We start from the raw sequence: 20,065 nt of genomic DNA, 5'->3' as shown, positions 1-20,065 counted from the left end.
ACTCCTTACAACAAATAGGCGTACCGCGCCAATGAGAAAGGGGAAGGCTCACATGTCCTTGAGCGATGACGAGATCGAGGGGTTCCGCCGGCAGCTCCTCGAGATGCGCGCCGACCTGTCCGATCACGCGGAAAAAGCCGGCGGCAACCGCGCGACCGTCACGCTCGACCAGCAGTCGGTCGGGCGGCTGAGCCGGATGGACGCGCTGCAGCAGCAGGCCATGGCCCAGGCCACCCATGCCCGGCGCCGGCAGATGGAGACCCGCATCGCCGCGGCGCTCGCGCGCATCGCCGCGGGCGAGTTCGGCTTCTGCGACAGCTGCGGCGAGGACATCCCGCCGAAGCGCCTCGCGCTCGATCCGACGATCACCCGCTGCGTGAGTTGCGCCGCGGGCTAGCCCGCCCGCCGGGCCCGCCCGCGACCAGCGCCTCGAAGACCAGCATCATGCATTCCGCGTAGACCGGATCGTCCAGCCGCGGCTCCGGCGCAAGCGGCCGGCGCGCGGCGGCAGCCTGCAGCGTGCCATCGCCCCAGGCCGGGTGGCGGCGCCCGGTATGCCGGCGGTACGCGTCGGCCGCGCCCGCCTCCATGAGAAGCCGCGCCGCCAGCCCCGCGCGCCCCGCCGCCGGCGCCGCGCAGAGCGCGCGCGCCGCCGTCACCACGTCGCCGTGCAGCACCGGGCGCATCAGCCCAGCGCCGGCACGTCCAGCCGCAACAGATGGATCGCCATCCGGAGCCGCCCGCCCGCGAAGGTGCCGCCCTCGGGCGTCAACAGGAGCGGGGTATCGGAATAGTAGCTCACCGGCGTGCCAGTCAGCCCCCGCACCCAGCTCCCGGCCACGAGGCTCAGCCCCGAGCCATAGCGATTGTCCGAGCCCGCGACCCCCAGCCGCCAGCCCGACAGGCTGCCCGTCACCGGCTCGAGCACCCGCGCCGTGACGCCGATCACCTGCGTGCCCCAGGGAATGACCACGCCCGCTTCGTGGGCGCCGCCCGCGATCACCTCGTGGTCGAACTCCGCCACCTCGAAGCGGGTCGCCGCGCCGCCCGCACCGGCCGCGGCGGGCGTGTCCGCCCAGGCCGCGCCGGTGTGGTGGACCGCCCGCGCCTCGTCGGCGACCCAGGCCCGCCAGCCGGCCCGCGGCGCCAGGAAGACCCAGCCGCCATTGAGCCGGAGCGCGAGCTTGCCCTCCTGCCCCTCCCAGGCGTTCACCGCCCCGGCGGGCACGGCATAGGCGCTGCCGTCCGTCGCGGTCTCGGGCGGGATCGTCACGGCCCGCGAAACCAGCGTCAGTTGCAAGAGCGCGTCGATCCGCGCCAGCGCCTCGTTCATCGTGACATGCTTTTGCGCCTGCGAGGCCTGCAGCAGCGGCAGGCCGGTGTTCGCCGTCTCACTCATCTATGACCATCCTCGCAAAGGGTCCGGGTCCGAACCGGTCGGAAATCTGCGCCACCTCGACGGTGACCGGCGCGATGCCGTCGGCCGCGCGCGCCGCCGCGTCATAGTGCCAGCCCGGCACGGCGGTCTTGGCCTCGCGCAGGATCGTGCCGTCGCGGGTGACGCGCAGCAGATAGGCCTCCTGCGCCTCGCCCAGCGGCACCTCGGTCGAGGCCCAGCTGTCGCCGTCGATGCGGCTGCGCCGGATCCAGCTGATATCGAGCGCCCCGTCCCCGGCCCGCGCCGCCCGCAGATGCACCGGGGCATAGGGGCGCAGGCCGTTGCCGCGGAACGCCCGTTGCTCGTGGTGATAGACCGGGTCGTCATACCCCCGCTGGGCGGGGCCGATGCGGAAATGCCGCGCGAGATCGCGCGCTGCCGGGGCCAGGTCGATCTGCACCGGCGCCGAGTCGAGCAGGACGACATAGGACCCCGGCGGCCATTCCTCGGGCATGACCGCATCGGTGCCGAGCTGCCCGCGCAGCCGCAGCGACAGCGCGTAAAGCCCGTCGCCCACCAGCCGCGCCTCGGTGAACTGGAAGATCTCCCAGTCTCCGCCCGAGCCGCTGCCGATCGCCGCGGCGTTCGCCCCGTTCAGCACCTGCGCCGTGCCGGCCGAGGACAGCGTGCCGCCATAGACCCGCAGCCGGAGCGCCGCGCCCCGGTCCCAGACCGACGGATCGGCCCGGTGGAGCGGGGTCTCGGTCACGCCGAGCGTCGCGCCGCGCTCGATCAAGCGATTGAGACTGTAGCCCGCATCCTCGGGCGCGTCGTAGACCGCGACCGACCCCGGCCAGGGGGTCGCCGTCACGGCGATATGCGGGGCGTGCGGTACCTCGGCTCCCGTCAGGAGCGGCAGGTCCAGGAACAGCGGAAAGACCGGCCCCGCCACCGAGAAGGGCCGCACCGCCGGCATCTCTTCCACCGCGTCGCTCGGCCGGAAGAGGGTCGGCTCGACGCGCACCGCCTCGCATTGGCGCGCGCCCGCGTCCTCGACCCGGTCGATCCGGTAGAGCGCCGCCGCAGCGCCCGTCCCGTGGGCCACGACGTCGCCGGCGCCCAGCGCCGCGTCGGAAGGCGGCAGCGCGAAACGCAGCGTGTCCCGCGCGACGCGGGACTCGGCCAGCCAGCGCTCGACGATGCCGCGGGCCTCGGCCCCGGTCAGCGCGAGCGGCAGTTCCGTGCCGGCGACCGCGTGGCTTTCCTCGCCGGGGAACACCGCCTCGGCGGCACGGGCGGCATAGGCGTCGTCGGCCTCGACATAGGACAGCCGCACCCGCCCCGCCGTCTCGGCCTCGGGCAGGCGCGCGGTCTCGATCCCGCCCGGCAGGTCACCCGCGACCGCCAGCGTCGCGGGGTCCAGCACGGCATCGGCCACCGCGTCGCGGTTGGCGAACCGGATGATCCCGTCGCGCTCCACCGCGTCGAACCCGTGGGCAAGCATCAGGGGCTGCAGCGCCGCGCGCGCGGTGTCGGTCTCGGCCTGGGCATAGCCCCGCAGGATGCCGTGCAGACGGGCGGTGTCGTGGTCCGCCATGCCAGAGCGCTCGCAGATCTCGGCGACGACGTCGTCCAGCGTTTCGGAGGCGATGCGCCCGCTGACCCAGTGCCCGCGGGCGTAGTTCTCGCCATCCGTCCAGAGCGCGCGGGCATTCGGGAAAGCCGGCCAGGGCCGCGCATCCCAAGCCCAGACATGGGCGCGCGACATGTCCACCATCGGCCCGCCATAGACCGACGAGTCCGGGTTCCGCGCCGGATCGCCCCAATGGGCGTAGAGCGCCCGCAGGTATTGCAACTGGATCAGGTCGTCGCGCCGTCCGTCGGAAAACCGCGGCAGCGCGGATTCCGAAGACTTCGGGTCGACGAAGACATTCGGCTGATTGGTGCCCTTGTCGACGGCCGGGCAGCCGATCTCCGTGAAGAGGACGGGCTTGGATTCCGGCACCCAGGCCGTCGGCGTCGCGGCCCGCACCCCGCCAACCCGGTCGTGATGCGGGTTGCGCCACCAGTTCAGGATGTCCTTGTAGCGAAACACCCAGGGCTCGCCATGGGCGCCGTCGGTGATCGGGGTGCGGATCTGCGCCGCGCGCGCGGCGTCGGACTCGTAGAACCAGTCATAGCCTTCACCCCCGGCGACGTTGCCCGCGAGATAGCCCAGATCGTAGATCGCCCCATGCGCGGCATCGGCGTGATCGGACCCCTCGCGCCAATCCGACAACGGCATGTAGTTGTCGATGCCGATGAAGTCGATCGCCGCGTCGGCCCAGAGCGGGTCGAGATGGAAGAAAACGTCACCCGACCCGTCCGCCGGGTGATAGCCGAAATATTCCGACCAGTCGGCGGCATAGCCGATCCGCGGTCCCGCGCCGAGGATCGTGCGCACGTCCCGGGCCAGGCTGCGCAGCGCCGCGACCGCCGGGAAGCTGTTCCCCGGCCCGCGGATCTGCGTCAGGCTGCGCATCTCGGAACCGATGCAGAAGGTCTCGACGCCGCCCGCGGCCACGCAGAGATGGGCATAGTGCAGGATGAAGCGGCGATACGACCATTCCGCCGGCCCGTGATAGGCGACGCCATCGGCGGTGCGCGTGAAGTCGCCCGGCGCGGCGCTGCCGAAAAGGGCGGCGACCTCGGCCTCGGCGGCCGCGGTGCCGTCTGGTGTTCCGTCCCGCCCCGGCGCCGCCGCGAGCGTGATCCGCCCGCGCCAGGGATAGACGGGCTGGCTGTCCGCCCCGGTCCAGGGATCGGGCAGCGCGTTGCCCTCGGGCACATCCATCAGGATGAAGGGGTAGAACATCACTTCCTGCCCGCCGTCCCGGATCGCCCGGATCGCCTCGATCACCGAGGCATCTGCCGGCGTGCCGCCGAAGGCCGGCCGGTCGTCGCGCCGCGAGACCGGAACCGCCCCCGCGCGCCCCTGCCCCGACACCTGCCAGGCCATGTCCTGCCCGTCGGCCGCGGTCTGTTCCACCCGGGGCTCCAGCCGGCACTGGCCCGCGCGCAGGTCGGTTCCGAACCAGCTGACCACCAGCGAGACCGACCGGCAGTTCGGCACCTCGCCGCGCAGCGCGTCAAGCGCCGTCTCGAGATCGCTCTTGCCGCTCGGCGTGTTGACGTTCGCGGTGCGGCTCACGCCGGGCCCTTCGGAGAAGCGCACCGGCGTGGTCGCCAGGGCGTATTCGCCGGTCCCCGGGATCAGCGCGACCCCCTGCACGAGATCGGCCGGGCGCCCGGGACCCGCGGGCACCGCCGGCTGCGCCGGGCGGAACAGCTCGAAGGACAGCTGCGGCACCCGGTTGCCATAGGGCGCGAGATCGAGATCCTCGATCACCACATAGGCCGTGCCGCGATAGGCCGGCGCGGCGCCTGCCCCCTCGATCGCGGCGATCGTTGGATCCGGCAGCTGCCGGGCATCCCCGGGGTAGAAGCGCAACGTCAGATCGTCCGGCGCGATCTCGGCCCCATCGGCCCAGATCCGCCCGATCCGGCTGCAGACGCCCTCGCCCAGCGCCAGCGCAAGGCTCACCGAGTAGCTGTAGCTGGTGGTCTGGGGCCGCGGGGCGCCGCCCTTGCCGCTGCCGCCGCCCGAGCTGGTCTTGTGCTCGGTGAAGCGCGAGGCCCAGATCACCTGCCCGGCCACGCGCATCCGGCCCCACTGGACCGGCACCGCCGTCCCCTCGCGCGCGCCCGTCAGGCGGAACCGGTCCACGCGGCCGGTCTCCACCGCCTCGGCCCCCTGCCCGAGCAGCCGCTGGTCGATCAGCTGGCCGAGCGTCGCCCCGGCCGCGCGCCCGATCACCACCGAGGACAGGCCGGCAAAGGCACCGCCCGTGACAGCGCCGGCCGCCGCACCCGCAGCCGAGAGAAGGATGGTTGCCATCAGTGTCTCCGTTCGGGAAAGGCAAAGCGCGCCACGACGCGCCGCGCCCAGGGAGCCGAGAGCGGGCTTTCGACCACGCCGTGGCCCTCATAGGCATGGATGAAGCGAGCCTCCGCCCCGACGGCCGAGGCCAGGCCCAGGTGTTTCGCCACCGCCCCCCGGCGCATGCGAAACAGCAGGACGTCGCCCGGCGCCGGCGCGTCGAGCGGCCTGGCCCGCAGGTGCCGCGCCGCCGCCGCCCAGAGCGCCTCGTCCCGCGCGGGCTCGGACCAGTCGCGGGTATAGGGCGGCACGGCTTCGGGCTCGGCCCCGTAAAGCTCGCGCCAGACCCCGCGCAGCAGGCCGAGGCAATCCGCCCCCGCCCCGCGGACCGAGGCCTGGTGACGATAGGGCGTGCCGATCCAGCCCCGCGCCGCGCGTATGGCCGCCTCCGCGACGGTGTTCATTCCGACCGGCTCCCGCCGTCATGGGGGCCGCCCGGTTTCGGATAGGCCATCAGCCAGTCGTCGCCGGGGATATGGGGAAAGCCGCGGAAGTTCTCGAAGTTGTGGAACTTGAATCGGCAGGTTTCGGCCCGCTTGTCGCATCCCGGGCGCAACCGCACCCGGTCGCCCGCCGCCAGCGCGCCGCGAATCGTCTCCCAGAGTCCGATCTCGCGCCGCGCGCCATCGCCGCGATCGGTCTTCACCACGCCCCCGGCCCCGGCGGCGTCCCCGTCCAGCACGTCGAGCCGGCCGCGCTCGAACCAGCGGGCCGCGAAGCCGTCGAGCCCGGTGCAGCGCAGCACGCGCCCGTCCTCGAGCGACTCGATGACGGCCTCGCCGCTGTAGCCGGGCGTATCGAGATCGAAGCCGCAGCGCGCATCGCCCAGCACCGCCGCGCAGTCCCGCTGGTAGACCCCGCCCTGCGGCCGGTTCAGCGCCTCGGCCAGGCCGCGCAGATCCGCCTCGAAGCGCCCTCCGGCGCGCCGGATCTCGCCCAGGCTGCCCCGGAACTGGAGCTGCCTTTGCGCCGGATCGGTCCAGTTGACCAGCCAGATGCGAAGCGCCGCGCCGTCATAGAGCCCCGCGAGGATATCGTCCTCGGTCACCGAGGCGTCCGACAGCGCGCCGACGGCCTGAGCGTTGTCCACCGCAAGCCCGCTCGTCTGCTGCAGCGCCGAGGCGGTCAGCCCCGACCGGGCGCGGAAGGTCACGCCGTCGAAGACGAGGTCGCGATCATGATCGGTAAACCCCAGAACCCGGCCGTCCCGGCGCGTCACCGCCCAGGCCCGGCAAAGCGTCGTCGCCCCCGTCGCCAGGTGCGCGGCGAGGCCCGCGTTCAAGTCCCGCATCAGACGCGCACCTCCACCACCGGCACGGCCGGCACCTCGCCGGCCGCGAAATTGGCCACGGAGGTCTGGATCCGGTCGGTGTCGAACCGCACCGGCACGTCGAATTCGAACCCGGCCGTGACCGCCGCGCCGCCGCCCGGCGGCTCGGCCAGCGTCACCGCCCCGGTCGTCGTGTCGACCGCGTAGTGGACGCCCTCGACCAGCGCGTCGGCCCCCAGCCCCAGCCGCACCGTGCCCGCGACGGGCTTGGTGATCGGGCGGCGATAGGCCTGGTCGCCGGATCGGTATTCCTTCGACAGCTGGAACACGGCCGTCGCCCCGTCGCCGGTGCCGATCACCTGGTCGGTGAAGGCCGGCTCGGCCGAGGGCGCGCAGGACTTGTAGTCGGTCCAGTCCTTCCAGCGGAACCCGTTGAGCTGCCCCTGGCGCGCCTCGAAGAAGGCCACCAGCGTCTCGATATCGTCGAGCGAGCGCAACCCGACGCCCGCGTCGTAGCGCCGGCGCGCATCCGCCCAGGGGGTGTTGCGCTCCTCCGCGCCGTTGGCCAGCGTGACGATCTCGGTGCGCCGCTCGGGCCCGCCGACCGATCCGAAGCTCAGCGCCGACGGGAAGCGAATCTCGTGGAAACTCATGCGCCTCTCCTCAGCGGTTGCGGGCCCCGCGCGCCAGCGCGCGGCTCACCTGGGCGGCGATCTGCGACTGCGAGCGGCGGAAGCCCTCGACGTCGGGCGTCGTGACGTTGACCGTGACCTGCACAGCGCGTCCCGCCGACCGGCTTTCCACCCCGAGCCGGCCGTCGGGCCCGCGCGCCAGCGGCAGGATCGCCTCGGGCCCGGCCTCGCCCATCAGCCCGACCCCGCCGCGCATCGGGAAATAGGTGGGGCCAGAGACCACGCCCCCGCGCGCGAAGGGCTGCACCCGTCCCTGGCTGAACGGCGCGCCCTTCTCGAAGGGCAACAGCCCCGAGACGAGCGCGTTCATCCCCTCCGCGATCGCGCCGCCAAGCCCGTCCTGCACCGGCTTCATGGCCGTGTCGTAGGCCGCGCGGCTCATGGCGCGGCCGACCTCGCGCAGCGCGTCTGACAGCCGCATGCCGTCGAAGACCAGGCCGTCGAAGGCCCGGCGCAGCCCCGAGCCGATTCTTTTCGAAAGCGAGTCGACCTCGCGCCCGGTGTAAAGCAGCGTCTGCCGCATCGCGGCCAGTTCCCCCTGGAAGGCCGACGACATCTCGCGCGCGCCGCCGAGCGCCGTCTCCAGCGCCGCGATCTCGTCGTCGAGCGCCTCCAGATCCTCGAAGACTTCCGTCATGCCTGTTCCTCCGTCTCGTCGGGAAAGCGCCGCGCCAACGCCTCGAGCCCGGCGCGGCTCATGCCGGACGCGCCGCCCGTCCCGCCCAGCATCAGCATCAACTCGGCCGGGGTCAGCGCCCAGAACTCTGCCGGGCGCAGCCCCAGCCCCCGGATCCCCGCCCGCATCAGCCCCGGCCAGTCGAGACCGCTCATGCCTCTGGCCCGGGCAGGCGGAACGCGCGCGCCAGCAGTTGCGCGGCCACGCGGGCGGCTTCCATCGGGCCGCCCGCGATCTCGGCGGCCAGCAGGTCGGCCGCGCCGCCCCGCCAGCCGCCGCCGCGCAGACCGGCCACCACGACGGCGAGAATGTCGCGCGTGCCGAAGCGGCCCGTCTCGAACCGTTCGACCAGGGCCAGCAGGCTCTCGTCGGCAAGCGCGGCCTCGAGCTCGGCCAGCGCGCCCAGCGTCAGCCGGCAATCATGCGCCACACCGTCGAGGGTCAGCTGCACCTCGCCCGCCCAGGGATTGGCCATCAGAGCCCCGTGAAGCTGAGCGCGCCGGCCGAGGCCATGGTCAGGTCGTAGCTGGCCTCGCCGTCATGGCTGCCGGCATACTCGATCGCGGTGATCTGGAACGGCCCCTCGACCACGCCGAAATCCGGGATCACCACCTGGAAATCCGGCACCTCGCCGTCGAAGAAGATCTGCCGCGCCCGCTCGTCGGTGCCGGCATCGCGGAATACGCCCGAGCCGCTGATCGCGGCGGCGCGGACGCCGGCCCCGGCCAGAAGCTCCCGCCAGCCGCCCTGGCTGTCGAGCGATGTCACGTCCACCGGCTCTGCATTGAAGCTGATGCGCGTGGCGCGCAGGCCCGCGATGGTCTCGAAACTGCCGGACCCGGTCATGTCCAGCTTGACCAGCAGGTCCTTGCCTTTCTGGGCTCCCATATCTCTCTCCTGGGTTCTCGTCGGTCAGGCATCCTCGAGCCGCGCCCGGAAGCGCAGCTCGATCAGGTTTTCCCCGGCACCGGCGCCGCGGCGGGCGCGGGCGCGGGTAAAGCGCAGGCTCACGAGCCGTCCGCGCGCCAGCGCCAGGGGGGTGTCGTGCAGGGCCTCGCAGACCGCCGCCGCGACGCTCTTGGCCGCGTGGAAGCCGCCCGTGCGCCCGCCGACCAGCACCGTGAAGTCATGGACGGCGCCCGGCCCCGACGCATCGGAGCTGTCGCGCACCTGTTCAGGGCCGAGCCGGACATAGAGCGGCGGCAAGGTGTCCGCGGGCGCGGTGTCGAAAATGGCGTCGCCCAGCAGCGCGTTCAGCGCCGGATCGGTGGCCAGCGTCTCGTAGACCGCGGCCTGCAGCGCGGCGGACTGCGCGTAACTCATGCCGGGGCCTCCTCGGTGGCGAAACAGGTCAGGTAGCGCCCCGCCGGATCGTCCTCGGCCACGGCCGCGATCCGGAACACGCGCCCGTCGACCCCGCGCAGCCGCTGGCCGGCCCGCGGCCGCCGGGCCGATCCCGGCGGCGCGGCGCGCAGGATGACGCGATAGGCCACCCGCGCGCGATCCAGCCCGCCCGCATCGTCCCGGCGGCCCGACCCGGCCCGCAGATCGGCCCAGACCGTGCCCGTCGCCGTCCAGCTCTCGGCATGGCCGCCGGCGCCGTCGGGCACGCGCGCGGGCGTCTCCAGAACCAGTTTCCGGGTCAGCTGCACCGGCCTCATCTCCGGCCCCCGATGGTGCGGACGGTGCGGAAATGCTCGATCAGGGCCATCACGCCGAAGGGCATGGCGCCCTCGACGCCCGCCGCATCGGCACGCTGCTCGTAGTAATGGGCCGCAAGAAGCATCACCGCCTGGCAGAGCTCGGGCGGCACCCCCGCCCATGACGCGTCATAGCCGGCCTCGAAGCGCAGCTCGACCACGCCCGCCTCGGGCACCAGCGGCAGCGCCGGCCCGATCGCGGCGAGCCGCGGGCGGAAACTGTCCTTGACCAGCGCGTAGCGCGCGGGATCGACCACCGTCTCGGCGCCGGCGTGATCGCGGATGGTGACGGCGGTCACCTCCGTCACCGGGGCTACCGGCAAGGCCTGGCCGTCCGGCTCGCGCCAGCCCGAGAGCGTCCAGGAGAACCCGCGCCGGATCAGCGCCTTGCCGCTGCGCGCCTCGACCGCGGCGATCGCGGCGCGCAGGTAGCGCTCCAAGGCGGCGTCCTCCGCCCCGTCATCGGGAAACCCGGTGCCCAGGCGCAGATGCGCCCCCAGTTCCGCGACCGGCAGCACCGCCGACTCGACCGGCGCCAACTCGACTAACATCATGGAAAAACTCCGGAAAACCTGTCGTATGGGGCGCGCGGCCCCGCGCCGTCCTGGCGGAGGGAAGCAGCTGGATGACGCGGGCGCCACGCGCCCCGGCCGGCGCGGGAGACCCGCGCCGGCCCTCGCGCGGCCGTCACCCTTCGGCTCAGACCGCCGCGAACTTCATCAGCTTGATCGCCGCGAAATCGCTGACGTCGCCGCCCACGCGCTTGGTGGCGTAGAACAGCACATGCGGCTTGGCCGAGAACGGGTCGCGCAGGATGCGCAGGTCCGGCCGCTCGGCGATGGTGTAGCCGGCGGCAAAATCGCCGAAGGCGATGGCCGTGCTGTCGAGCGCGATGTCGGGCATGTCCTCGGCAATCAGCACCGGGTACCCCATGAGCCGGGCCGGTTCCCCGGCGGCCAACCCGTCGGACCAGAGGAAGCGGCCATCCGCATCCTTCATCTTGCGCACCGCGCCCGCGGTTTTGGAGTTCATGACGAAACTCGCATTGGCGCGGTAGCGCGCGCCAAGCGCGTAGACCAGGTCGACGATGGCATCGGCCGGGTTGGAATCTGCGAAATCCCCGTCCTTGCCCGAGGCGACATAGCCCAGTTTGCCCCAGTCCCAGGCATCCTGCGCGACCGTGGGATGGCTCAGGAAGCCGGTGGGCTTGTCGGCCCCGTCCCCGGCGACGAAGGCCGCGGCCTCGGCGCGGGCGAACTTGTCGGCGATCCGGGTCGCCAGCCAGCCCTCGATGTCGAAGGCCGCATCGTCCAGCAGCCGCTGGCTCGCCTTGGGCAGCGCCGAAAGCTCGTGCAGCGGGATCGGGATGCGGTCGATCTGGGGGGTGTCGGTCTCGCCCACCGCGGCGGTCTCGGTGGCCCAGCCCGCGCCGAACTCGCCGTGATCGACCAGCACGTCATAGGCGGTCGCCTCGACCTGCACCACGTTCGCGATCGCCCGGATCGACGCCGTCGCCTTCAGCACGCCCTGGATGCGTGCCGCGGTCTCGGGATCGACGAGGTAGCCGCCCTCGGCCGCCACCGCCGAGGAGAGCGCCTTCTCCTCCAGCTCCAGCGCGCGCAGCGCATCGTCGTCGCCCGAACGCAGATAGGCCTGGAAGGCCTTCTGATGGGGCGCCCCGGTCTCGGCCGCGGCGGCCAGCGCCGGGCGCCTCTGGGTCATGGTCTTGCGGTCCAGCATGGCAACTCGCTCTTCCTGTTGTTGAAGCCTGGTCTTGATATCGTCCTGGAATTCCCTGAAATCGCTCAGGAAACCGGCAAGGGCGGTCTTCACCTCGATTGCCGTGGCACGGCCGGTCCGCCCGGCCGCCTGGTCGGTCTCGCTCATCTTTCGGTCCTGTTGCTGATGATGGTTTCGCGCCCGTCAGTCCCGGGCGATCAGGCGCCCGGCCTCGGCGAAGGTCTCGGCGACGGCCCGGGCCAGCGCCTCTTCCTCCGCGACGGTCTTGGCGCCGATCCGCGCCTCGGGCAGCATCGGGAAGGTCACGAGGGACACTTCCCAGAGATCGAGATCGGCCAGCAGCCGCCGGCCCTTGCCGTCCCGCTCGGCCTTGACCGTGCGGTAGCCGATGGAAAGCCCGTCGATCGCCCCCGCCCGGATCAGCGCCAGCGCCTCGCGCCCGCGGGCGATGGCATCGAGGATACGCCCCCTGACATAGAGACCGCGCGCGTCCTCGCGCACCTCGTCCCAGACCCCGATGGGCTGGGCCGGATCGTGCTGCCAGAGCATCTTGACCCGCCGTCCGGACCCCGCCAGCGCCTCGAGCGACCGGGCATAGGCGCCGCGCGCGACCGTGTCACCGCCCTGGTCCGGCGTCCCGAAGACAGAGGCGTAGCCCGCGATCACCGCGTCCTCGCCGACCTCCGGCACGGTCTCGAAGCGGCAGAATTTTCGCTCGAGCTCCGGGATATAGGTATCCGAAATCATGTATTATCCCCCTTCAGGGCCCCATTTCGAGGATCGCCAGGACCCCCCGCGTCAGGATGAAGGCGACGACACCGAAGACCGCCAGCCAGAGCCGGCGCTCCAGCCGCTCCAGCATCGTCTCGATCGCCTGGAGCCGGCGTTCGAGCCCGGCCCATCTCTCGTCGAGCACCCGTTCGTTGGCCTCCACGCGCGCCGCGGTGTCGAACGGCTCGTAGAGGAAACGCGATCCTCCCCGTGCGCGCAGGGTCATTCATCCTCCGGCACCGCCGGCAGGCCCAGCAACCGGCGTTTCTCGGCATCGGTCAGGAACGCCGCGCCCGTGACCCGCGCCCATTGCGCGTCGCGCTCGGCGGCCAGCGCCGGCACCGCGTCCAGGTCCGGGCGCAGGTCCAGCGCGCCCCCGGCGAGCCCCGAAAGCCAGTGCGACACCGCCGCCGTGACCCGCGTGGCCAGCGGCAGCACCGTCAGGCGGTAGAAGGCGCGGTTGGCCTCCTGGTAGTTGGCGTAGGTCGCATCGCCCGGCAGGCCCAGCAGCATCGGCGGCACGCCGAAGGCCAGCGCGATCTCGCGCGCCGCGGCCTCCTTGGTTTTCTGGAATTCCATATCCGCCGGCGAGAAGCCCATCGGCTTCCAGTCCAGACCGCCTTCCAGCAGCATCGGGCGCCCCGCATTGGCGGCGCCCTGGTGATGGGCGGCCATTTCATCCTGGAGCCGAATATATTGCGCCTCGCTCAGCGCGCCCTGCCCGTCGCTGCCGCGGTAGACGATCGCGCCCGAGGGCCGCGCGGCATTGTCCAGCAGCGCCTTCGACCAGCGGCTGGCCGCGCTGTGCACGTCCAGCGCCGCCGCCGCCGCCTGCATCGGCGAGAGTCCGTAATGGTCGTCCTGCGGATGAAAGCTGCGTACATGGCAGACCGGGGTGCCCGCGGTCATGTCGAAACGATGCTTGCGCCCGCCCACGGCGTATTCATAGGCCACCGGCCAGCCGTCCGGGCCGGGCACGAGGCTCATCCGGTCCGACCGCAGCACATGCAGCTCCGCGGGGACACCGTCGGGCCCGACCGCCTCGATATAGCCGTTCCCGGTCAGCAGGAGCTGCCCGTAGAGCGCCTCGAGCAGGTCGGCCCGACCCTGGGCCGGGTTCGGCCGCGCCAGCAGCGTCAGCATCGGATGGGTGTCGTAGCGCCGTTCCGCGTCCTGCAGCACCAGCGGCAGCGCCGCGGCCGCCTCGGCGATCAGCTTCACGCAGCGAAACCCCACCGGGTTGCCGGTAAAGCCCGTGCGCGTCAGCGAGACCGTGTCGCGGGGCGACCACGCCACCCGGCCGCTGCCCGGCCAGGCCAGCACGGCCCCGGTGGCGGACGCCTTCCGCTCCGGCACCGCCTCTGGCGCGGACCGGCGAAATAATTGCCTAAGCATAGAGGCTTGTCTCCTTGTCTTCAGGCTTCAGAGCGGGCGCATCTGCGGCCGGCGCCAGCTTGCCGCCGGCTCGATCATCAGGTCGGTCAGCGCCCAGACCAGCGCGTCGACGCGGTCCGGGCTGCCCGCGCCCTCGTAGCCGCGGATCGTCATCCGGCACATCTGGTCCTCAAGCGCGGCGAGCCCGGGCAGATGCGCGACGCGGCCCTGTTCGTACAGGGCGGCGACCGGCTCGGCGCGCGCGGCCTTGCCGCGGGCGGCGCGGACCGCCCGGAACGGCACGAGCGGGTCGATCTGCCGGATCACGCTCTCGACCAGGTCGCCGCCCTGGTTGACCTCGGCCACCAGCCGATCCGCCCCGTGGCGCGCCATCGCGGCGATCGCCGCCTCGGCCCAGTCCCGGGGCGATGCCCCGGCGAGGCTCGCATCCTCCAGCACCACGGCGCGCCAGTCGCCGGGCGGCCCTTCGGTCAGCGCGCCGGCCACGACGATTCCGCAGGCATCCGAACCGGCGCCACCCGTCACCGGCGGGTCCACCGCCACCACCACGCGGCTGAGCGCCGGTGCCTCGGGCAGGCGGCAGGCCTCGAGCCCGGCGCTGGTCCAGAACGCGCCCTCGGCCTCTTCGAGCAGTTCGCCATCGAGTTCCTGCCGGCCGAGCCGCGTGCCGCCGTATTTCGCCCGCACCGCCGCGAGGAAGGAGTCGGCCAGGAAGGCGCGGTTGGCCTCGGTCGGGGCCGAGGTGACCACGGTGTCGGCGGCCTTCAGCAGCTCCTTCAGCACACCCACATTGCGCGGTGTCGTGGTCACCACCTGGCGCGGATGGGTGCCCAGGCGCAGGCCGAACTGCAGCATGTCCCAGGCCTCGCGCCCCTTTTTCCATTTCGCCAACTCGTCCACCCAGGCGGCGTCGAACTGGGGGCCGCGCAGGCTTTCCGGCTCGTGCGCCGAGAAGGCCTGCGCGATGGCCCCGTTCGGCCAGACCAGCCGCCGGCGCGTGGCTTCCCACTGCGGGCGGCGGTCCGGCGGCGCACAGGCGAGGATCCCGCTCTCGCCGAAGACCATCACCTCGCGGACCTGGTCGAGCGTCTCGCCCACCAGCGCGACCCGGCGCGCGGCCCCCACGTCAAGGGGCCGCGCGCCTTCGACCTGGGTGCGCACCCACTCGGCCCCGGCGCGGGTCTTGCCCGCCCCGCGCCCCCCGAGGATCACCCAGCTCTTCCAGTCGCCCTCGGGCGGCAGCTGATGATCCAGCGCCCAGAATTCGAAGATGTAGGGCAGCGCGAGGATGGCCTGTTCGCTCAGCCCTTCAAGAAACGTCTCCGCCGTCTCCGGCGGCGCGGAGGCGAGCCAGGCGGCGCCCGATTTCAGCGCGCGCCGCGTCGAAGTCGATGGCATATCCGTCGGCGGCGCCCCGTTCCGCCTTGCAGCGCTCTTCAAGTTTCTGTTCCTCCGCGACAGCCGTGTTCAGGGCCCGCAGCAATTCGCGCCGCACCCCTTCGAACCCGGCGACCGTCTTGGGGTCGCCGGCTTGCAGTTTCTCGAGGAGATCGTTCATCTCCGCGTTCATGCGTCTGAATTGCGATCGCGCCGTCGTCAGAAGACTGTCTGACGGCGCATCCTCGCCGGACCGATCGAATGACATATACGCCTAGGCCTGCCTCTCATGCTCCTCCGCACGAGCGAAAGGAAAGGCGGCCGCGGGGTCGCCCCCGGGCCGCCTGCCCATTTCTGCCAGCTTGCCCAAAGCTATACTCCGGACCGCGCGCAAAGTCAAGAAGTTTATTTTTAACAAAGGGTTAACGGAAAATCTACTCGCCGTTCCGACGCTCTGCCTCGATCTGGCGCCAGCGCGCGACGTTGCGATTATGCTCGGCGAGCGTCTCGGCGAAGGCATGCCCGCCGCTGCCATCTGCCACGAAGTAGAAATAATCCGTCTGGGCCGGGTTCACCGCCGCCTCTATCGAGGCGCGGCCGGGATTGGCGATCGGTGTCGGCGGCAGCCCGTAGATCACGTAGGTGTTGTAGGGCGTGGCCCCGCGCAGCTCGCTCTGGCGCAGCCCGCGGCCCAGAACGCCCTCGCCCCCGGTAATGCCGTAGATCACCGTCGGGTCGGTCTGCAGCCGCATGCCGGCCTCCATCCGGTTGACGAAGACCGAGGCGACCTGGCGGCGCTCATAGGGCACGCCGGTCTCCTTCTCGATGATCGAGGCCAGGATCAGCGCCTCCTCGGGCGTGTCGACGGGCAGATCGGCCTGGCGCAGCGCCCAGACCTCTTCGAGGATGCGGTCCTGCGCGGCGCGCATGCGCGCGAGGATCTCCGCGCGGTCGGCCCCGCGGCGCACCTCGTAGGTCTCGGGCGCGAGCCGGCCCTCGGGGGGAACATCGGGCACCGCGCCGGACAGGAAATCGGCCTGGCGCAGCGCGTCGGTCACCTGCCAGCTGGTCGTGCCCGGCGCCACCGTGATCCGGTAGGCCACGGCGGCCCCCGAGCCTTCGACCGCGGCATAGGCCTCCGGCACCGGCTCGCCCGGCGCGAAGGCGGCCAGTTCCTCGGTCTCGCCGCTGCCCGGCGTGCGCTCGACCAGGCGCATCTCGATGTCGCCCACGCCGATCAGGTAGTTGGCGACATAGCGGAACCGCGACGCCCCGCCCTCGGTCAGGATCTCGAGGATCGCTTCCATCGAGGTGCCGGCCGGGATCTCGTAATTGCCGAATTTCAAATCTCCCGCCATGTCGGCATAATCGGCGCCGATGCGGAAGATGGGCCCGCTGGTGATCGCGCCGGCCTCCTCCAGGCGGCGCGACACCGCCTGCAGGCTGTCGCCGCGCTGCACCTCGAAGAAGATCGCCTGCTCCAGCGGCCCCGGGCCGGTGAATTGTCGCTGCCCCCAGGCGATCAGAACGCCGAGCGCGATAACCGCGACGATCAGCAGCGTGATCGCGTTCGAGGCGACGTTGCGCCACATCAGCCGTCGACCCGGCCCAGGACGAGCGAGGCGTTCGTGCCGCCGAAGCCGAAGGAGTTCGACAGCGCGATATCGATCTTGCGGTCCCGCGCGGCGTTGGGCGCGAGATCGATCGGCGTGTCGACCGCCGGGCTGTCGAGGTTCAGCGTCGGCGGCGCCACCTGGTCGCGGATCGCAAGGATCGAGAAGATCGCCTCGACCGCGCCGGCGGCCCCGAGCAGGTGGCCGATGGATGATTTGGTCGAGGTCATGGTCGCCTGTCCGGCGGCATCGCCGAGCAGCCGCTCCACCGCGCCGAGCTCGATCACGTCGGCCATGGTCGAGGTGCCATGGGCGTTGATGTAGTCGATATCGGCCGCGGTGATGCCGGCATGCGCCAGCGCCGCGCTCATCGAACGGTAGCCGCCCTCGCCATCCTCCGACGGGGCGGTGATGTGATAGGCATCCCCCGAGAGCCCGTAGCCCAGCACCTCGGCATAGATCGTCGCGCCGCGGGCCCTGGCGTGCTCGTATTCCTCCAGCACGACGACGCCCGCACCCTCGCCCATGACGAAGCCGTCGCGATCGGCGTCATAGGGCCGGCTGGCGGATTTCGGATCGTCCTTGCGCTTGGTCGAGAGCGCCTTGCAGGCGTTGAACCCGGCGATGCCGATCTCGCTGATCGGGCTTTCGGCGCCGCCCGCGACCATCACCTCGGCATCGCCGTAGCGGATGAGGCGCGCCGCGTCGCCGATGGCATGGGCCCCGGTCGAACAGGCGGTGACCACCGCGTGGTTCGGCCCCTTGAAGCCGTAGCGGATCGAGACCTGTCCCGAGGCCAGGTTGATGAGCGCGCCGGGAATGAAGAAGGGCGAGACCCGCCGCGGCCCGCGTTCCTTGAGCGCGATGGCGGTGTCGGCGATCGAGGACAACCCGCCGATTCCCGAACCGATCATGACCCCCGTGCGCAGCCGGCTTTCCTCGTCCTCGGGCGTCCAGCCGGCGTCCTTCACCGCCTGGTCGGCGGCCGCCATGGCATAGAGGATGAAATCGTCGACCTTGCGCCGTTCCTTGGGCTCCATCCAGTCGTCGGGATTGAACGTCCCGTCGCTGCCGTCGCCCTGCGGGATCTCGCAGGCGTAATCGGTCGCCAGGTGACCGGCGTCGAAGCGGGTGATGGTGCCTGCGCCGGACTCGCCCGCGAGCAGCCGTTTCCACGTTTCCTCGACGCCGCAGGCCAGCGGCGACACCATTCCCAGTCCGGTCACGACCACACGACGCATGTTTCTTCCTCGCTGCTCGACCTTCATCAGTCGGCGCCTCTGATACACGGCTTCGCGTCTCAGGGGCAAGGGCGCCGGGGCGGTCCGGGGCCGGTTTTCGCCGGCTCAGAGGAACTCCGCCGTCTCCTCGGGCTCGGGCTGCGCCATCTTCAAGGCGGTCTCGAGATCGACGGTCCGGTTGAAAAGCGCCCGCCCCAGCACCGCACCCGAGACGCCCGGCACGTATTTGAGCCGCGCCACGTCGTCGATACCGTGGATCACGCCGCTGGCGATCACCGGTGTCCGGCAGGCCGCGGCCAGCCCCGAGATCACCCCGATCGAGGCCTCGGTCCCCTCGATGTCGGTGTTGATGTCGGTGATCTTGATCGCCGCCAGCGGCGTCTGGGCAAAGCTCTCGATGAAAGCCTCGGGCGTGATCGCGCAGGACTGGGTCCAGCCCTCGACCATCAGCTTGCCATCCATGACGTCCACCGCCAGCACGATCTGGTCCGGGTAGTACTTGGCGAGCTCCTGCACCAGGGCCGGGTCCTGCACCGCGAGCGTGCCGATCACGACGCGCCCGGCGCCCTGCTCGATCCAGTCCTCGACCCGCTCGCGCGACCGGAAGCCACCGGCCAGTTGCACCGGGATGCCGGCGGCGCGGATGATCTCGATCACCAGCGCGCGGTTGCGGTCGTTCCCCGCGAGCGCGTCGAAATCGGTCAGCTGCATCCAGGACGCACCCGCCTGCGCAAACTCGCGCGCCTTCTCGACCGGATCCACATGCCAGATCTGGGGCTCGTCCAGACGGCCGCGGTAGAGGCTCACGCAGCGCCCGCCCTGAAGCTCGATCGTCGGGTAAAGTATCATTTCCGGACACCCTTGCAGCGGCGCCGCGCCCGGCCTGGCGGGCAAACGGCGCGATGTGACGTTCCGCCGGTCTTTCCCGGCGAGCGGACAATAATCCGGACCGAGCATAACCTATCGGGTGTCACCGACCAAAAACGGTCCTTGCGCGACCCCGCGGCACAACGAAAAACGGCGCCCCGGGGGGCGCCGTTTCCATCACCGCGAAGCGGTCGCGCTTACTGCGCGTCCTTGATGAACTTCACCGCGTCGCCGAAGGTCTGGATGGTCTCGGCCGCATCGTCCGGAATCTCGATGCCGAATTCCTCTTCGAAGGCCATGACCAGCTCGACGGTGTCGAGGCTGTCGGCCCCGAGGTCGTCGATGAAGGAGGCGTTTTCGCTCACCTTGTCCTCTTCGACACCCAGGTGCTCGACAACGATCTTCTTAACGCGATCTGCGATGTCGCTCATGTCTTAAATCCTCACATTCCTGCGGGAGGAATTCCCGTTCAGTTCTCGCTCGTGTGCCCGTTGCGGGCGGTTTGTTGCCCTTTGTGCAGGCGGCGGGTCACCGCAAAGCGTTTAAGCGCCCCCGGCAAAACTGCGCCGCCTATAGCACAAACGTTCCGCTTGGCAAACGGTTTCGACCCCAATTTCCGGCCGGGTCAGATCATCGCCATTCCGCCGTTCACATGCAGCGTCTGGCCGGTCACGTAACCCGCTTCCGGCGCCGCCAGGTAGAGCACGGCTGCGGCGATTTCCACCGGGTCGCCCATGCGCCCGGCGGGGATCTGGCCGAGGATCTTGTCCTTCTGGTCGTCGGTCAGCTTGTCGGTCATGGCCGTGGCGACGAAACCCGGCGCGACCGCGTTGACGGTGATGCCGCGGGTCGCGACCTCGTAGGCGAGCGACTTGGACATGCCGACCATGCCCGCCTTCGCGGCGGCGTAGTTGGCCTGGCCCGGATTGCCCGTCGCCCCGACCACGGACGAGATGTTCACGATCCGCCCCCAGCGCGCCTTCATCATGCCGCGCAGCACCCCGCGGCAGAGCCGCATCGCCGCGGTCAGGTTGACGTCGAGCACCGACTGCCATTCCTCGTCGGACATCCGCATGAACAGGTTGTCGCGGGTGATCCCGGCATTGTTGACCAGGATGTCCACCCCGCCCATCGCCGCGGCCGCCTGTTTCGGCAGCGCCGCGACTGCCTCGGGGTCGCCCAGGTTGCAGGGCAGCACATGGGCCCGGTCGCCCAGCCGGCCGGCCAACTCTTCGAGCGGCCCGGTCCGGGTGCCCGAAAGCCCCACCGTGGCGCCGGCGTCATGGAGCGCGGTGGCGATCGCCCCGCCGATCCCCCCGGAGGCCCCGGTGATCAGCGCGCTCTTTCCCGTCAGGTCGAACATGTT

At 71.4% G+C, this 20,065-nt stretch carries 25 protein-coding genes; 1 reads left to right on the top strand and 24 read right to left on the bottom strand.

Annotation, left to right across the window (positions count from 1 at the left end; all coding sequences use genetic code 11):
• Window positions 1-52: 52 nt before the first annotated feature.
• Complete coding sequence (locus ACQ5SP_RS06195) at window positions 53-397, top strand: TraR/DksA family transcriptional regulator (RefSeq protein ID WP_430937483.1); 345 nt, start codon at window positions 53-55, stop codon at window positions 395-397.
• Here ACQ5SP_RS06195 and ACQ5SP_RS06190 read toward each other — a convergent pair.
• The 24 genes from ACQ5SP_RS06190 to fabG form a co-directional block, all read right to left on the bottom strand.
• Entirely contained in the window at window positions 366-686 is a 321-nt protein-coding gene (locus ACQ5SP_RS06190) for a hypothetical protein (RefSeq protein WP_430937482.1), read from the bottom strand. The two genes, ACQ5SP_RS06195 and ACQ5SP_RS06190, sit on opposite strands and share 32 nt — an antisense overlap.
• A complete protein-coding gene (locus tag ACQ5SP_RS06185) occupies window positions 686-1,399 on the bottom strand; it encodes a DUF2793 domain-containing protein (protein WP_430937481.1) in 714 nt (237 codons plus the stop codon). The genes ACQ5SP_RS06190 and ACQ5SP_RS06185 overlap by 1 nt, the downstream gene beginning before the upstream one ends.
• Window positions 1,392-5,315, bottom strand: coding sequence for a baseplate multidomain protein megatron (locus ACQ5SP_RS06180; RefSeq protein WP_430937480.1), 3,924 nt, complete (start codon window positions 5,313-5,315; stop codon window positions 1,392-1,394). The genes ACQ5SP_RS06185 and ACQ5SP_RS06180 overlap by 8 nt, the downstream gene beginning before the upstream one ends.
• Window positions 5,315-5,761, bottom strand: coding sequence for an NlpC/P60 family protein (locus ACQ5SP_RS06175; RefSeq protein ID WP_430937479.1), 447 nt, complete (start codon window positions 5,759-5,761; stop codon window positions 5,315-5,317). The genes ACQ5SP_RS06180 and ACQ5SP_RS06175 overlap by 1 nt, the downstream gene beginning before the upstream one ends.
• Window positions 5,758-6,648: a DUF2163 domain-containing protein gene (locus tag ACQ5SP_RS06170; RefSeq protein WP_430937478.1), complete on the bottom strand. Its 891-nt coding sequence runs from the start codon at window positions 6,646-6,648 to the stop codon at window positions 5,758-5,760. The genes ACQ5SP_RS06175 and ACQ5SP_RS06170 overlap by 4 nt, the downstream gene beginning before the upstream one ends.
• Window positions 6,648-7,280, bottom strand: a complete 633-nt coding sequence (locus tag ACQ5SP_RS06165) for a phage distal tail protein, Rcc01695 family (RefSeq protein WP_430937477.1) — start codon at window positions 7,278-7,280, stop codon at window positions 6,648-6,650. Before ACQ5SP_RS06165 ends, ACQ5SP_RS06170 begins: the two co-directional genes overlap by 1 nt.
• A gap of 10 nt (window positions 7,281-7,290) precedes the next feature.
• Entirely contained in the window at window positions 7,291-7,956 is a 666-nt protein-coding gene (locus tag ACQ5SP_RS06160; RefSeq protein ID WP_430937476.1) for a phage tail tape measure protein, read from the bottom strand.
• Complete coding sequence (locus ACQ5SP_RS06155) at window positions 7,953-8,150, bottom strand: rcc01693 family protein (protein ID WP_430937475.1); 198 nt, start codon at window positions 8,148-8,150, stop codon at window positions 7,953-7,955. Before ACQ5SP_RS06155 ends, ACQ5SP_RS06160 begins: the two co-directional genes overlap by 4 nt.
• Window positions 8,147-8,470: a GTA-gp10 family protein gene (locus ACQ5SP_RS06150; protein ID WP_430937474.1), complete on the bottom strand. Its 324-nt coding sequence runs from the start codon at window positions 8,468-8,470 to the stop codon at window positions 8,147-8,149. The genes ACQ5SP_RS06155 and ACQ5SP_RS06150 overlap by 4 nt, the downstream gene beginning before the upstream one ends.
• Complete coding sequence (locus ACQ5SP_RS06145; RefSeq protein WP_430937473.1) at window positions 8,470-8,883, bottom strand: phage major tail protein, TP901-1 family; 414 nt, start codon at window positions 8,881-8,883, stop codon at window positions 8,470-8,472. Before ACQ5SP_RS06145 ends, ACQ5SP_RS06150 begins: the two co-directional genes overlap by 1 nt.
• A gap of 24 nt (window positions 8,884-8,907) precedes the next feature.
• The gene (locus tag ACQ5SP_RS06140) at window positions 8,908-9,318 is read right to left on the bottom strand and encodes a DUF3168 domain-containing protein (RefSeq protein ID WP_430937472.1); all 411 of its coding nucleotides are present in this window, start codon (window positions 9,316-9,318) and stop codon (window positions 8,908-8,910) included.
• Window positions 9,315-9,656: a head-tail adaptor protein gene (locus tag ACQ5SP_RS06135; RefSeq protein WP_430937471.1), complete on the bottom strand. Its 342-nt coding sequence runs from the start codon at window positions 9,654-9,656 to the stop codon at window positions 9,315-9,317. Before ACQ5SP_RS06135 ends, ACQ5SP_RS06140 begins: the two co-directional genes overlap by 4 nt.
• Window positions 9,653-10,249, bottom strand: coding sequence for a head-tail connector protein (locus ACQ5SP_RS06130; RefSeq protein ID WP_430937470.1), 597 nt, complete (start codon window positions 10,247-10,249; stop codon window positions 9,653-9,655). Before ACQ5SP_RS06130 ends, ACQ5SP_RS06135 begins: the two co-directional genes overlap by 4 nt.
• Window positions 10,250-10,394: 145 nt before the next feature.
• A complete protein-coding gene (locus ACQ5SP_RS06125) occupies window positions 10,395-11,582 on the bottom strand; it encodes a phage major capsid protein (RefSeq protein ID WP_430937469.1) in 1,188 nt (395 codons plus the stop codon).
• Window positions 11,583-11,618: 36 nt separating this feature from the next.
• Window positions 11,619-12,182, bottom strand: coding sequence for an HK97 family phage prohead protease (locus ACQ5SP_RS06120; protein ID WP_430937468.1), 564 nt, complete (start codon window positions 12,180-12,182; stop codon window positions 11,619-11,621).
• Between the two features lie 13 nt (window positions 12,183-12,195).
• Window positions 12,196-12,432, bottom strand: a complete 237-nt coding sequence (locus ACQ5SP_RS06115; RefSeq protein WP_430937467.1) for a GTA head formation protein, RCAP_rcc01685 family — start codon at window positions 12,430-12,432, stop codon at window positions 12,196-12,198.
• The gene (locus ACQ5SP_RS06110; RefSeq protein WP_430937466.1) at window positions 12,429-13,601 is read right to left on the bottom strand and encodes a phage portal protein; all 1,173 of its coding nucleotides are present in this window, start codon (window positions 13,599-13,601) and stop codon (window positions 12,429-12,431) included. Before ACQ5SP_RS06110 ends, ACQ5SP_RS06115 begins: the two co-directional genes overlap by 4 nt.
• A gap of 27 nt (window positions 13,602-13,628) precedes the next feature.
• The gene (locus ACQ5SP_RS06105) at window positions 13,629-14,999 is read right to left on the bottom strand and encodes a DNA-packaging protein (protein WP_430937465.1); all 1,371 of its coding nucleotides are present in this window, start codon (window positions 14,997-14,999) and stop codon (window positions 13,629-13,631) included.
• Window positions 14,911-15,171: a hypothetical protein gene (locus ACQ5SP_RS06100; RefSeq protein WP_430937464.1), complete on the bottom strand. Its 261-nt coding sequence runs from the start codon at window positions 15,169-15,171 to the stop codon at window positions 14,911-14,913. The genes ACQ5SP_RS06105 and ACQ5SP_RS06100 overlap by 89 nt, the downstream gene beginning before the upstream one ends.
• A gap of 241 nt (window positions 15,172-15,412) precedes the next feature.
• Entirely contained in the window at window positions 15,413-16,570 is a 1,158-nt protein-coding gene (gene mltG / locus ACQ5SP_RS06095; protein WP_430937463.1) for an endolytic transglycosylase MltG, read from the bottom strand.
• Window positions 16,570-17,832: a beta-ketoacyl-ACP synthase II gene (fabF, locus tag ACQ5SP_RS06090; RefSeq protein ID WP_430937462.1), complete on the bottom strand. Its 1,263-nt coding sequence runs from the start codon at window positions 17,830-17,832 to the stop codon at window positions 16,570-16,572. Before fabF ends, mltG begins: the two co-directional genes overlap by 1 nt.
• Window positions 17,833-17,937: 105 nt before the next feature.
• A complete protein-coding gene (locus ACQ5SP_RS06085) occupies window positions 17,938-18,681 on the bottom strand; it encodes a HisA/HisF-related TIM barrel protein (protein WP_430937461.1) in 744 nt (247 codons plus the stop codon).
• 215 nt (window positions 18,682-18,896) lie between these two features.
• A complete protein-coding gene (locus ACQ5SP_RS06080; RefSeq protein ID WP_430937460.1) occupies window positions 18,897-19,130 on the bottom strand; it encodes an acyl carrier protein in 234 nt (77 codons plus the stop codon).
• 194 nt (window positions 19,131-19,324) lie between these two features.
• Window positions 19,325-20,062 (bottom strand): 3-oxoacyl-[acyl-carrier-protein] reductase, encoded by a 738-nt coding sequence (gene fabG, locus ACQ5SP_RS06075; protein WP_430937459.1) that lies wholly within the window; start codon window positions 20,060-20,062, stop codon window positions 19,325-19,327.
• Window positions 20,063-20,065 lie beyond the last annotated feature (3 nt).

The organism is Rhodovulum sp. YNF3179, assembly GCF_050586465.1.
In the GTDB taxonomy this organism is placed as follows: Bacteria; Pseudomonadota; Alphaproteobacteria; order Rhodobacterales; family Rhodobacteraceae; genus CAJXYS01.
The sequence above is the reverse complement of the archived record's forward strand: the minus strand, read 5'-3'. Positions and strand labels throughout refer to the sequence as shown.